Raw genomic sequence first — 13,948 nt, forward strand, 5'->3', positions numbered from 1 at the left:
GAGGATCAACAATCTACTGTTAAACCGTCAATAACAGCTAGCAACTCTAATATTAATGCAATTGGTTAGCACTAAAGCGTTTTTCATCACCTAAATAGTTGATAAGGTAATTAATATAAAAAATATTAAAAATAATAACGTAAAAGAATTTGGTTTTTAATTTGATGTTGTATTCACCCAAACAATAATAAGTTAATACATATCGGGCAACATTTGCCCATTCAATCCACATAAACAGGCCAATAAAATCAATAATGTCGTTAAGGTTTTTTAAATAAACCAACGCGGTTATAACACCGATTAAAGCAATAAAAAACGGGGCAAAGTACAACATAATTAACGTTTTAATAAAAGCATTACTTTTTACCTCTACACCCAGCAATTTTTTTATAGATTTATTAACTCTATAAATCCACACTAACTGATAAATACCTAATGTAATCAGTGTCCATATAATAAATTTAAAGGTGCCTAAGTTATTGGCTTTTTTCAATTCAACAATTGCGTTCATTTTGTTCCTTTAATGCTAGTTTAGTTAGCTGAGTTATTAGCCTTATAATAACTTTACTGTGGACTAATGCGATGACCAGTTGGATTTAAGTAGTGTTTTTTCACCCAACCCGATATATCTTCGGGATGGTCTTTCAAAAAGTACGTAACTGAATAAAAATTATCATAATCAGAATATACCACTAATGAAGAAATTTCATCAGATCGCAACACCGTATCGGTTTGGCAAGCTTCATTTGGGGCTGAATATAAGTACACCTTTTCACCATTATTGCTTTCTAATTGATAGGTTTCAAGAGGATGAATTATCACCCTATTTTCTATAGCTTGTTGATTTAATAATTCACAATCGGTAGCAGTGGCATAAACAGGTGTTAATAACAGCAACAAGTAAAATAGTTTTGACATATTAAATACCTTAAAGGCAAGTTTAGCGCCTTGTTTTTCTCAATTATAATAGTAAAATCCCCAATTATTTCTTAAATCATTATGCACTGTGCCTAGTTATTCATCCATAAAAAAATACCTACAGCTTTTTCATAAGATCCAACGTATCGAAGAAAAAGCGCCACTAACGGTGTTAATCATTGCCGGCGTTATTGGCACCATTACCGGTATTATTGGTGTTCTATTTCAATATGCGGTCAATTGGGTCATCAGCATCCGCAAATTATTAATGTTACATCTATTTGATAATATTTGGCTCACTTACTTAACTATTTTTGGCATAACTGGGGCTATGGGGCTGGTTGCTTATTATTTAGTTAAACGCTTTGCACCGGAGTCGGGGGGTTCTGGTATTCCGGAAATTGAAGGTGCCTTGATGAACTTACGCCCGGTGCGCTGGCGTTATGTGCTGCCGGTTAAATTTATAGGTGGGCTCGGGGCTTTAGGTTCGGGCATGGTGTTAGGGCGTGAAGGCCCAACGGTACAGATCGGTGGTAATATTGGCGCCATGATTTGTGATCTACTAAAAATAAGAAATAATGCTTACCGACATACTTTTTTAGCTACCGGTGCAGCCGCCGGGATCACGGCTGCCTTTAATGCCCCGCTAGCTGGCATTTTATTTATTATTGAAGAAATGCGACCCCAGTTTCGTTACAGTTTAACTTCTATTAAAGCCATCTTTGTCGGTGTGATTATGGCAAGCATTATGTACCAATTCCTATTTAATCAAACCTCCGTGTTTCAAATTGGGCATTTTAATGCCGTGCCAATTCGGTCATTATGGCTATATTTAATTTTAGGGGTGTTATTTGGTGGTATTGGGGTGATTTCTAATAAATGCATCTTACTCATGCAAGATCGCTATCGCCAATTTTATCAACGCCATTCTTACAACTTTTTAGTCACTGGCTTTCTATTGGCAGGTATTTTTGGCGTAATTAGCTTCGTTCTGCCTGAAATAACTGGCAGCGGTTTTGACTTTATTCCAGATGCCACCGCCGGTAAATACGCCATTGGGGCCCTATTTTTGATTTTATTACTGCGTTTTATCACCACGGTTTTATGTTTCAGTTCCGGTGCTCCTGGTGGCATTTTTGCGCCAACTTTAGCACTTGGCACCACCATTGGGATTGTTTTTGGGTTATTCACTCAACAAATCTTCCCCAATTATCATATTGAACTTGGGGCTTGCGCTATTATCGGCATGGGGGGCTTATTTGCCGCCACCGTGCGCGCACCATTAACCGGCATAGTATTGGTAATGGAAATGTCGGATAACTACCAACTAATACTACCCATGATTATCACTTGTTTAGGCGCAACCCTAATTGCCCAAGCATTAGGTGGTGCACCGCTCTACTCGGCCATATTAGAGCGGATTTTGTTAAGAAGTAAGGCGGCAAAGGCTGAAAAAACTGAGCAAACTTAATTCGTTTTGGTCATTATTTATATAACAACCGTAAGTTAATTAATTGTTTATTGGCATGTTGGCTATGAATCTAACTAGTGGCTTTTAATCTGTGATAAAAAATTAATTTGTGATATAGATAGAAGATTATTACTAATAATATTGACTCTACAAACGAGCTTATGCTATTGTCGCCAATAGCAATGCAGGATTGTAATAGTACTTAGCTTACTACACAAAACCTATTTTTAGAAAAGTTATATTTTCTAAAAATAGGTTTTTTTGTTTTTGGAAATATGGAAATGGAAATTAAAAAAATCCTAAACAATAGCGTAGCTATCTCAATAGATAGTAACAATAAAGAAATCGTTGTCATGGGTAAAGGTATTGCTTATGCCAAAAAAGTTGGGGATCAAATAGATCCACTACACATAACCAAAAAATTTGTTTTAAGTTCAATGCAATATCCTCAAAAAATCTTAGATTTGTTAGCTGATGTTCCTTTAGAATGTGTAGAGATCACTGACAATATTGTGCAATATGCCAAAGAGAAATTATCTTTAGAATATCTTGATACTCTGTATATATCTATTCTTGATCATATTCGCGTCAGTATCGAACGTTACCAAGATGGGATTATAATTAATAACAAATTGCTATGGGATATCAAAAACTTTTATAAAGAAGAATTTGAAGTAGGTGTATATGCCTTAAATCTTATTGAACAAGTTTATGGCATCAAAATGCAAGAGGATGAAGCTGCATTTATTGCCTTACATGTAGCTAGCGCTAAAACAAATGACGATATTGGACAAACATACGAAATTACCCATTTCATTCAAAATATAACCAATATTGTTAAGTATTATTTCAATCTTGAATACCAATTTGAATCCTTAAATTATCACCGTTTTGTCACTCATCTGAAATTTTTCGCTATTCGTTTATTTTCAAATCCTAACAATTCTAATAAATTATTTAATAATGATTTACTTGACATGATAAAAGAACGATATATTGATGCTTATCTTTGTAGTTTAAAAGTCAAAAAATATATTGAAGAAAAATATCAATACCATTTAGATAGTGATGAAATTTTATATTTAACCCTTCATATTGCCAAAATCCTAGGAGGTAGATAAATAACTTAATCTGTATTATCAGTATGATAATTAAAAATAATTTATTCTAATTCTATTTGAATTCATTGCTTGGATAGTAACATTAAGTTGGCTAAACCTTGATTGTTCGAATTATTAAATCAAAGGTAAACAACATGAATTATAAAAATTTTGCACAAGAGATCATTACAATTGTTGGTGGTCAAAATAATATTCAATCATTAGTCCATTGCTCTACTCGTTTACGCTTCAAGTTAGTTGATGAAAGCAAAGTAAACGATGATTTAGCAAAAAATCATAAAAATATCCTATCTGTTGTCAAAAAAGGCGGTCAATACCAATTAGTAATCGGCAATGATGTTGATAATGTTTACAACGAAATCATGAAAATGATAAAAATAGATAATAATGTTAAAGACCACGAGTCCAAACAATCTATTATTAACAGAATTTTATCCACTATTACTGGCTCTATCGCTCCAGTCATTCCAATCCTTGCTGGAGCCGGTATGGGCAAAGTATTATTAATAGTACTTAATATGCTAGGTTGGTTAGATAAGAGTTCTCAAACCTACTATATTTTAAATTTTATTTTTGATACTGGGTTTTATTTCATGCCAGTATTTATAGGCTTTTCGGCTGCTAAAATGTTCAATTGTAATCAATATTTAGCAGCATTTGTTTGCTTAGCAATGTTACATCCTAATTGGGACGCTTTAGTCAAAGCCAAAGGTGCGGTTGAATTTATGGATATTCCAGTCACTTTAGTTAAATACTCATCACAACTAATCCCGGCTTTGTTAACTGTTTGGGCAATGTCTTACATCGAACGAATTGTATATAAAATTGTTCCCGATATGGTAAAGGTTTTTCTAGCTCCATTATTAGTATTTATTATTACAACACCAATTGCATTTATCGCCATCGGTCCAGTCTCGAGTTTCTTAGCACAATTAGTTGCAGATGCTATAATGTTAATTCAAGAACATACTGGATTTATTGCCATCCCAATTCTAGTTGCAATATATCCATGGTTAGTTTCTATTGGTATGCATAAAGCATTAAGTCCAATTACCATAATGTTAGTTGAACAACGTGGATTTGATCCAATTATTCGGGTTATTGCATTATGTTCAAACATGTCTCAGGCTGCAGCTTCGTTAGCAGTGTCAATTAAGTCTAAAAATCGGGAATTAAAACAGCTTGCCCTTTCAGCTAGTATTACAGCCTTCTTTGGTGGGATTACAGAACCGGCCATGTATGGGGTTAATCTTAAATTAAAAAGACCTATGTACGCTTGTATGATTGGTGGTGCTTGCGCCGGTTTATTTGCTGGTATTGTGAAACTTAAAGCATTCGTATACGCGACACCAGGATTATTAAGTTTACCGATGTGGGTTTCAGATGTAGATAATCAATTAGTAAATGCAATTATTACCTTAATTATTGCAAGTATTATTACTTTCATTGCCACTTTTGTGATTGGTTTTGATGATCCGGTTAATCAAGAAGATGAATGGATGAATGATGGAGTCACCCAAAATAATCCTGAAACTAATGCCCATCAAAACCAAGAACCTGTAAAGCTATTTGCACCATTAGATGGTGAAGTGATGCCATTAACTAATGTGAATGACGAAACCTTTTCATCAGGAATTATGGGTGAAGGTATTGCCATCAACCCAAAGAAAGGAATTGTCGTGGCACCTGGTCATGGCATTGTATCGGCAACATTTCAATCGGGTCATGCTATAGGGCTAACATTAGCTAATGATATTGAAATGCTCATTCATGTCGGTATAGATACAGTTAATTTAAATGGCAAATATTTCACTACTAAAGTTAGTAAAGGCCAAGTGGTAAATCAAGGAGATACCTTAATTGAATTTGACTTAGCAGCTTTACAACAAGAAGGTTTTGATCTTGCAACCATAGTAGTTATTACCAACAGTAATGATTATTTAGATATATTAAAAACACAGCAACAAACAGTAAATAATCAAACGGTGTTACTAACTGTTTTCTAATAGAAACAGTTAATTACGTAACTCATTAACATTGAAAATGTTATCCTGCTAATTAAATATTAGCAGGTCTAATTAAAGCCATTTTATAAATAGTATTCATAGTGAAATAGTTTTTATTTTACAACATTAACATTGATTTTGGGTTTATATTATATGAGCTATTTATAGCTTAAAACTTACAAGGTAAATAATATGATTTATGCTGATTTACATGTTCATACCAACCATAGTGACGGAGTTTGTGAAATAAAAGATGTGCTAGAAAATGCCGCTAAAAATGGAATAAAAGCTATTGCTATTACAGATCACGATACTACCAATCATTATGATGAAATTTATTCTTATGGGGAAAAACTAGGATTGCATATTGTTAAAGGGGTTGAAATGAGTTGTTATGACTTTGATGTCTATAAAAAAGTCCACATAGTCGGATTATGGCTCAATCAAAAAACTCCTCATATTGATGAATTATGTAATCACACATTACAATGCCGAGATAAGTATCATCAAGAACTGATTAAAGAACTTAACCAAAAAGGTTACGACATTTGTTATGCGGATGCTAAAAAATTTTCAAAATATAACATTGTTTTTAAAATGAATATCTTCCAAGCATTACGTGAAAAATACCCTAACGAAATGACCAAAGAACGTTATAAAAGCCTATTTGCATCAAAAACATCTAAAGAAACAGATCTAAAAATGGGATACATTCAAATAGAAAAAGGGATTAATAGCATTTTAGCGGATGGTGGTATTCCTATTTTGGCTCATCCATGTGTTTACGATAATTATGATGAAATAAATAAATATGTTGATTATGGTTTAAGAGGCATTGAAATTAATCATTCAAAAATGAAGGCTATTGATTATCAATTAACTCAGCAATATGCTGATAAATACGATTTAGTAAAAAGTGGTGGTAGTGATTTTCATGATCCGGCATTATTAAAATTTGGAGATTTTGGTTTAACTGAAAAACAATTTTATGAGTTAGAAGATTTTGCTACCTTATAAATTAACATCATATTTTAACTTATTAAGCTAGCGGTAATAATTTATTTAATGATGATAGTTTAATGATAATATTACAAATACTATTCCTATCAGCATATCCCCTTTTGTGTTTACATAAAGGGGATAATTTTTATCAGTTAACCTACCCCTGCGGCCAAATAAATCGACCTTTGGCTTCGGGATCTTCGTTGATGAATTTTTTTAGTTGTGCGGATTGGTAAAGTTGTTTCACGTCTTGTGCCCATTGCGTATTTAAATTCTGTTTTTTTAACACTACCATAAGCTCTAAATTGGGTGACAACTGTTCTTGAACTAAGGCATTTTCGGCCGGTACTTTACTTAGCCATGCTACGCCACCAGGCATAATCGCATAATCAACTTCGCCCAATACCCGTGGGATTAGTTCAGACAATACCGTTTTAAATTGCAAGTTATATTTGTTGTCGGCAATATCGTCTAAACTTGCTGTACCAGATTGTGCTTGCGGTTTTAAAGTGATCCAATGCAATTTTTGCAATAACAATAATGCCCGCGCAGTATTTGAAGGATCATTGGGGATCACAATAGTTTGCCCGGGCGCTACTTCATCAACTGAATGGTGCGATTGCGAGAATAACGCCGCCGAAATCGAAGGAATATGCACTAACGAAACTAAATCATTATTAGTTTCTTTATTATAGACATCCAAATACGCTTGGTGTTGCGCCGCATTCATGTCAATACTGCCTTCAACTAAAGCGGTGTTAGCGTCGCGCAGGGAACTAAAGTTAACCAATTTAACCGTATAGCCTTGCTTTTCTAATTCCGGTTTCACTACTCGTTCCATTAAAATGTTGTGCATGCTTGGCGGCATACCCACAATAATTTCTTTTTTCTGCACTTGCGCTGCCGGCGTCGAAGTGGATTTTTGCTCGCAGGCAACCAAAGTCAACCCCAAAAGCATAAGAACCACCAGATTAAAGTATTTTTTCATTATTTCTCCTTAATACTTAAGTGTTGATTATGGTGTCAGCCAATTAAAAATATTGATAATTACTTCATTATAAGGATGGAACCGCAATCAGCAAATATAAAAAAATTATATGGATATGCCAATTAGTCATATAAAGATTGCACGCCCAAAACCTATCCATATTAGTCTTACTTTATACGCAAACATACCCCCTCTCAGGAAACATCTTGACAGCAAGACCTATAGCCAAACAATTGACTAGTCAATACACAAATTATTTTATATATTGAATCAATATTTATAGCGCATTATCTCAATAATACATAGGAATTAATCACATGAAAAAACGATTGAAATTAACCATTGCCTTGCTATTGTTTTTTGCTACTCCCCTATTTGCTGATCCAAATGAAGCAACCACAATTTTTAAAAAACAACATGAAGTTTTAAATGATGGTATGCAATATTTAACTTACTCAGCCGATATTGATGACGGTCGAGTAGTATTTATTATTAATGAAGACGACAAACCTGATAGTTATCAGAAGCAAGCTGTTGCCAGATACATTGTGGGCAAAAAAGTATATCGATTACTTGCTATTAATTATTGTGTGGACGAATCTGATTTATGTGGCGACATTAATCTATTATTAAAACCGTTGGAAAAAGTAGCTGATATTTTATATTCCGGTGATCCTCAAGAAGCATTACTTTGGCGCATTACCTTTGTTAAAAATGATAATTTAGTTTCAACGGAACAATTAGTCCCAATCCCTACTCTTGGTGACTTAAAAGATTTTGTTGGTGTTTATTCCGAAGCCGATGATGAAGATGGTGGCGCGGTAGTAGATGAAAACGGTAATGCGACCATATATAAAGCTCACTTTTTAGATTGGAGTTATGGCCCTAAAGTCAATCCATAAAAGTTAGCTTTGGCAGTAAATCATCACTAGCAGCAGCGCCTTACTTAGTCGCAAACAAAATTGGCGCTGGCGACTTAGTTTAGAATGCCCCTATGTGCCTAGGGGATTTTATTAACGGGCTCTACTTTACCTTTTCTATTGTATCCACCGTAATAGTCTCTTGACCGTACACCTCTTTAGATATCTGATAACGAATACGCAGTTTTTTTCGGGTGTTAAGCCCCACAATATACTCACAAATTAACGGTTTGCTGTTGATGGTTGTGCCGGAGTAGATTTCAACGGCTAGATAGCTATAATCATAATGTTGCCATAGTTCATTTATGTTGCTAATGGCTTTTTTTATGGTGTCGTTATTATTACATGGATTGTCCATTAAGGCGGCCTGGCTGGAAAAAATAGATAATAGCAGCGGCATAATCCATATAAATTGCCTTTGTCTGGTCATTTTGTCCCTTATTGTATGGTGCATTAGGTCTATTTAACTAATTGCCAATTATATTAGCAGTTTAATAATCACTATTTTAGCTTAAATTAGTTTAAATCGGTTAGGTTGCGAGCGTTTTATGCTTGGGTGTTGTTTTTACTTCCCCCCCGCTTAAGTGGTGCCGAGGGAGGTAATTGGCATAGAACAGCCGGCAGGAAGCCGGATGAGCCGTGGGCGCACACGGAGGTGCGATACGCGGCGGTTCGTTAAGTGCCAATTAGCGAGTGAGGGTAGTCACGCAGTGACCACTACTTCCCGCGGGGTGTGGGGAGATTGTTAAGAGGGATTCACACCAATCCCTCTTAACGAAAAAGCGGCTCGGGTTGCCCCTGCCGCTGCAACCGTCCTTTGGTTGCTTAAACTTTATTACCCCTTATTAAACACCCGCGACTTAAGGATTAAGAACTAAGAACTAAGGATAGACACAAATCGCGAGGCCGTTGTAGTTGGGGTTGTTGTAGGCAAAGTCACCGCTTTCCTGGCCGACAACGAACCGCTCCGAACCGTGGCTGTCGCTTACCCAGAAGGCGTAGGGGTAGTAGCCGAAGTCGGCATTATAATAAAACATGTTGCCCCATTCGGTGAACAAACCCGCACCAATATTACGTTGGTAATAGTGAGTAGATGATGAAGGCGTGGCGCCCACTGCTCCTTCGCAATTCCTGCCAGCAGCTATTGCCTGACTTGTACACACCGCGTTAGTTAAGTCTTTGACCTGAGACATACGGTAACCACCACCTAAACTATTACACCAGGTTGTTTGGACAGGAGCTTTAGCATAATTACCTCCACGGGTGACGAACCAATACTTTAACTCAAAACCATATTTTAATACCTCGTTATTACTACTATCTTTACCGACTAACACGAATGTCTGTGGCAAGCTGGGTGTACCTCGATTGTTCATATGCGGACCTGTGAGGGTAACGCGGATATTATTAGCATCAGCGGGTGATGGCGTTATGGTGGCGGTAATACCACCTTGGCTGATGACGGTTGGCCATGTCAATGCTGAACCTTTAACACCACCTATGTCTAAATCAAAATACAGCTTATTGGCCCCGGTAGTCGGGAAGTTACGACTGTAACCTGATGATTCAGTGGATTGCACCAGGAAGCCTTTAATTGGGTTCCAGATAGTGGCGGGGCCAGCGAGGTTCCATCCTGATGAACCGCGAATTGTCTCATTATTTTTACCATATTGCAGACTCGGCCGGGCGTAACAGATTTTAGGTGGCGCTTTAGGACTGATATAATAAGTGGCAGTACTCCCTGTGAAATTACTACTATTAGGCAGCCCATACTGGGTGGTTAAACTACCAGCTGTACTGGTTAATGCCACTTTATAAGGGGCACCACAAATACTTAATACCTCATTTCGACTTACTGCTTGATTGTCTTTATCGGTAATACTAACAGTTAAATTACCGCTAGCAGTAATACCATTAGTACCCTGACCATCACCATCATCATCGCCCCAATAATTATAAGGGGCTCCAATTAGAGCATTTAAGGCGATTGAATCAGTAGTGGGTGGCACCAGCATACCAATATCGGCGAAACTCTGATTGGCTACCCTGAGCACTATGGGGTTGGCTGCGGTTGAAGTATTATGGCTCGGGGTGTAGGTGGTTTGAGTAGTACCGTCGGAGATGGTAATACCTAACAGACCATCTGTAGTTGTAACCTTAGTTACCCCATTATCGAAGGTTAAATATGGCGCACTACCATGGATTACCTGGGCGGTAGTAGCGGACAACGCTTGGGTAGTAGTAGCATACGGCAATAATAACAACGGCATTAAGGCTAAACAACGCTTTAAGCTAAAACCTAAACGCAGTTGGCGCTTAATTGGTAATAATGGTTGTAGCTGCTGATTTGGGTGACTGAGTTGCCGACAGCGCGGAGCTAAATCGGGGATTAAATCGGGAACTAAATTATCACTTCGGTGAAATGAGTCAACTACAGTGTGTTGAGATAGATTTTGGACGTAAAGCTGCCAGTGCTTGTGTCTTGTGTCTTGTGTCTTCCAGTATAAGGCATGATGAAGATTCCGTCAAGTAATTTTATGTTTTATTTACACTTTTTCCATTTGAGTGCGCGAAAAATAACCTCCGCACCACTCATCGTTAAAAGTATAACGCCTTGATAAAATTTAACTACTATTTTGTTGAGTTTATTTGTAAAGAATAGTAAAGATGAAGGGATTTGCTTTATTTTTAAGCTGGGTTTGGGGCTGAGTTTTATACTGAAACGTATACCTCTCAGGAAACATCTTGACAAGGATAAAGGTAGTTTTTAATTGGATTTATCTTGGTGAGTTTGGTGCCAGTGGTCGGACTCGAACCGACACGCTTTTAAGGGCGGCGGATTTTGAAAACTAAAACCTACCTTTAAAAAACAATAACTTATAAATAAATCAATAAATTACAATGTCAATAAAAGGCGATATTAGTCAATAATGGGCAACTCTACCGCCATTTTACCGCCACTTATTTTATGTTGACTAATGGATTTAGTGCGGTAGCTTCTTCGAGGTGATCGGGTGCTAGGTGAGCATAACGCATTGTTGTTTTTATGTCGGTATGGCCTAGTATTTTTTGTAATACTAAAATATTGCCGCCGTTCATCATAAAATGGCTGGCAAAGGTGTGGCGCAGTACATGTGTTAACTGTCCATCTGGTAACTCGATCCCAGTTCGCTCAATCGCTCGTTTAAATGCGTTTTGATGCGTTCCGCTAAAGATCTTATTATTCTCTTTTGGAATTTGGTTATATAGTTCTTTCGTAATTGGTACAGTGCGATTGCGCCGCCCTTTCGTTTTTGTGTAGGTAATTTTATAGGGTTGTATTTGTGTTAACTTAAGATTAGCTATCTCGGACCACCTCGCCCCGGTTGATAATCCAATCTTAACCATTAATAGCAAATTGGCAACGTTACTACTTGCACATTCATCTAATAATAATTTTATTTGCTCATTAGATAAAAAGGCCATTTCTGACTCATCGGTTTTGAATTGCTTGATATTGCTGATCGGATTGGGTTGATTCCATTCGCCAAGTCGTGCTAGTTCGTTAAACATGGCGCGCAGATAAACCAACTCAAGGTTAAGTGTTCTTAACGATATTGTCTTAACTGAATCAGTTCGATAAAGTTCCCCGTTCATGCGCTTTTTTCGGTAATCTGTAAATGTTCTAGTAGTAAAATCCCCGACCAATGGATTATTAGTAGACTGGCAAATAAACTCCAAGATTTTTTTTACCCTTTCGCCATCTTTCAACGTTTGCCCATGCGATTGGTACCAGATATTAACTAACTCAGACATACGCCGGCGATCTTGTTTTTCAGCTATCCATGGCTTGGTCGCCGCTTGTTCTTCAATATAATTTTCATATGCTAGCGCTTCGCCTTTGGTGCCGAATGTTTTACGAATACGGCGGCCACCTTCTAAATACTTTTCAAATAGCCATTTGCCGTTAGATTGCTTGCGTACTGTCATTTATTTTTATTTTTTATCATTCAAATAATAAAAAAGCCCGTATAAAAACGAGCTTTTTTATTTTAAATAACATTTATGCAGCTTTATTCTGCTCAGCTAAGCTAGCCTCTAATTTCTTTCTCGAATTAGTTATTTTATCTGCTATTTTTTCCGCTCTTTTCAATAAAAACAATACATAATTTATATTCATAATATCTCCCCCTTGTTTTAATATACTTCTTTATCTAATAACTTTTAAATTAAAGCCTTATATTGCAGTCTAATTTGGCAATTGCCTCGCAAATCATCTCAATATTTTCTTCCTCTATCCCTTTGGCTAACTCGCTAAAATGATCCAATACCAAATTGAGGTCATCAATCACATGTTGTGGTGTTTTTATTATTGGTGTTAATAATTCAACTATCTCTAAATACTTTTTTAAAGATTCAACCACTTCGCTATAACTAGGATTTTTTGCTTTAAGGATATCATAAGCGTTTAACTTTGCGTATTTTAATAAAAGACTAATTTCACCATAAACCCTGTTTTGTATTGTTTCAAAATCTTTTTTTGCTTTAACTAGTATGTCTTCATCTTTGCTATTGGCACTATTCATTTTTGAAAACTCTCTATACAAAAAGACCCTAAGCGTTCAACCAAGAGTCTATTATAAATATTATTGTCGACTATTAAACCACACTTTATGGTTGCACACAATAGGAAATGACTTGTTATACATCAATAAGTATCAATATAAGTCTATATAGATGCAGATGAATTTTTTTCAAGATCTCAAAGTTCAATAAAAATTAATCTTTATTAAAAATACTACCTTTTAATAAGTTGTATTCATCATCAGTAATAGCGCCATCTTTTTTTAATGCCGCAATACGTTCCAGTTTTTCTAATGATTCGGTCGAAACTTCGATTGATTTTTTTTCTGTTTTCAACCCATCAATATTAGGCTCACCCTCACCAGTACATAACCATTGTAAGTTAGCGCCTGTTTCTAATGAGCATTGAATCACATATTCAGCGGGAAAAGAGTTTCTTAATATTCTATTTGTTATAACGCTCATCCCCACATCAAAGTGATTGCATAGTGCTTTAATGGTTTTTAATTTATATGCGTTAACCATTCGGCTAACTACATTTTTGCTGTTATCAAATTCAATCATATCATCCCAAAATACCAAAACAGTAATATCTAATTATTAAAAACACTACTCTTTAATAACTGATATTCATCATCAGTAATAGCACCGCTGCTTTTTAATGCTGCTATGCGTTCCAGTTTTTACAACGTTTCTGCCGAGACTTCGATTAATTTTTTTTCTGTTTTTAACCCATTAATATTAGGCTCACCCTCACCAGTGCATAACCATTGCGGATTAACCCCTATATCAATAATACAAGTTAAAACAAGATCGTGCGGAAAGGAATTTCTATGGATTCTATTACCTATAACGCTGGCGGTAACATTCATTAAATCGGCAGCTTGTTTGATCGTTTTTGCGTTATAAGCCATAACGATACGCTTGATAACATTTTGTATATTTCGGTCAAATCGCAT

14 protein-coding genes are annotated in these 13,948 nt (G+C 36.1%); 5 read left to right on the forward strand and 9 right to left on the reverse strand.

Annotated features, from left to right (window positions below; all coding sequences use genetic code 11):
• Positions 1-52 precede the first annotated feature (52 nt).
• Together A9G13_RS01835 and A9G13_RS01840 are read right to left on the reverse strand one after the other, a co-directional pair.
• On the reverse strand, positions 53-511 hold the full coding sequence (locus A9G13_RS01835; RefSeq protein ID WP_065555917.1) for a DUF4234 domain-containing protein: 459 nt from the start codon (positions 509-511) through the stop codon (positions 53-55).
• Between the two features lie 53 nt (positions 512-564).
• The gene (locus tag A9G13_RS01840) at positions 565-918 is read right to left on the reverse strand and encodes a hypothetical protein (RefSeq protein ID WP_065555918.1); all 354 of its coding nucleotides are present in this window, start codon (positions 916-918) and stop codon (positions 565-567) included.
• 88 nt (positions 919-1,006) lie between these two features.
• On the opposite strand from A9G13_RS01840, the gene clcA reads away from it, so the two are divergent.
• The 4 genes from clcA to A9G13_RS01860 all read left to right on the forward strand — a co-directional run bounded on the left by clcA (position 1,007) and on the right by A9G13_RS01860 (position 6,533).
• On the forward strand, positions 1,007-2,389 hold the full coding sequence (clcA, locus tag A9G13_RS01845; protein WP_065555919.1) for a H(+)/Cl(-) exchange transporter ClcA: 1,383 nt from the start codon (positions 1,007-1,009) through the stop codon (positions 2,387-2,389).
• Positions 2,390-2,670: 281 nt separating this feature from the next.
• Positions 2,671-3,510 carry a BglG family transcription antiterminator LicT gene (licT, locus tag A9G13_RS01850; RefSeq protein ID WP_065555920.1) on the forward strand — a complete coding sequence of 280 codons (840 nt, stop codon included), beginning with the start codon at positions 2,671-2,673 and terminating at the stop codon, positions 3,508-3,510.
• A 134-nt stretch (positions 3,511-3,644) separates the two neighbouring features.
• The gene (locus A9G13_RS01855; RefSeq protein WP_065555921.1) at positions 3,645-5,516 is read left to right on the forward strand and encodes a beta-glucoside-specific PTS transporter subunit IIABC; all 1,872 of its coding nucleotides are present in this window, start codon (positions 3,645-3,647) and stop codon (positions 5,514-5,516) included.
• Between the two features lie 192 nt (positions 5,517-5,708).
• Positions 5,709-6,533, forward strand: coding sequence for a PHP domain-containing protein (locus A9G13_RS01860; protein WP_065555922.1), 825 nt, complete (start codon positions 5,709-5,711; stop codon positions 6,531-6,533).
• 142 nt (positions 6,534-6,675) lie between these two features.
• Here A9G13_RS01860 and A9G13_RS01865 read toward each other — a convergent pair whose 3' ends face one another.
• A complete protein-coding gene (locus A9G13_RS01865) occupies positions 6,676-7,506 on the reverse strand; it encodes a MetQ/NlpA family ABC transporter substrate-binding protein (RefSeq protein ID WP_065555923.1) in 831 nt (276 codons plus the stop codon).
• A gap of 317 nt (positions 7,507-7,823) precedes the next feature.
• On the opposite strand from A9G13_RS01865, the gene A9G13_RS01870 reads away from it, so the two are divergent.
• Complete coding sequence (locus A9G13_RS01870) at positions 7,824-8,408, forward strand: hypothetical protein (protein WP_065555924.1); 585 nt, start codon at positions 7,824-7,826, stop codon at positions 8,406-8,408.
• 121 nt (positions 8,409-8,529) lie between these two features.
• Here the strand turns inward: A9G13_RS01870 and A9G13_RS01875 are convergent, their stop codons facing one another.
• From A9G13_RS01875 to A9G13_RS01900, 6 genes are all read right to left on the reverse strand, one after another.
• Positions 8,530-8,826, reverse strand: a complete 297-nt coding sequence (locus A9G13_RS01875) for a hypothetical protein (RefSeq protein WP_141670842.1) — start codon at positions 8,824-8,826, stop codon at positions 8,530-8,532.
• A 481-nt stretch (positions 8,827-9,307) separates the two neighbouring features.
• A complete protein-coding gene (locus A9G13_RS01880) occupies positions 9,308-10,696 on the reverse strand; it encodes a hypothetical protein (RefSeq protein ID WP_065555926.1) in 1,389 nt (462 codons plus the stop codon).
• 691 nt (positions 10,697-11,387) lie between these two features.
• Positions 11,388-12,395: a phage integrase gene (locus tag A9G13_RS01885; protein ID WP_065555927.1), complete on the reverse strand. Its 1,008-nt coding sequence runs from the start codon at positions 12,393-12,395 to the stop codon at positions 11,388-11,390.
• Between the two features lie 239 nt (positions 12,396-12,634).
• Entirely contained in the window at positions 12,635-12,991 is a 357-nt protein-coding gene (locus A9G13_RS01890) for a hypothetical protein (RefSeq protein ID WP_065555928.1), read from the reverse strand.
• A 193-nt stretch (positions 12,992-13,184) separates the two neighbouring features.
• On the reverse strand, positions 13,185-13,553 hold the full coding sequence (locus A9G13_RS01895; RefSeq protein ID WP_065555929.1) for a helix-turn-helix transcriptional regulator: 369 nt from the start codon (positions 13,551-13,553) through the stop codon (positions 13,185-13,187).
• Between the two features lie 119 nt (positions 13,554-13,672).
• Positions 13,673-13,948 (reverse strand): helix-turn-helix domain-containing protein, encoded by a 276-nt coding sequence (locus A9G13_RS01900; RefSeq protein ID WP_065555930.1) that lies wholly within the window; start codon positions 13,946-13,948, stop codon positions 13,673-13,675.

This window comes from Gilliamella sp. wkB178, assembly GCF_001690705.1.
GTDB lineage: Bacteria > Pseudomonadota > Gammaproteobacteria > Enterobacterales > Orbaceae > Gilliamella > Gilliamella apicola_K.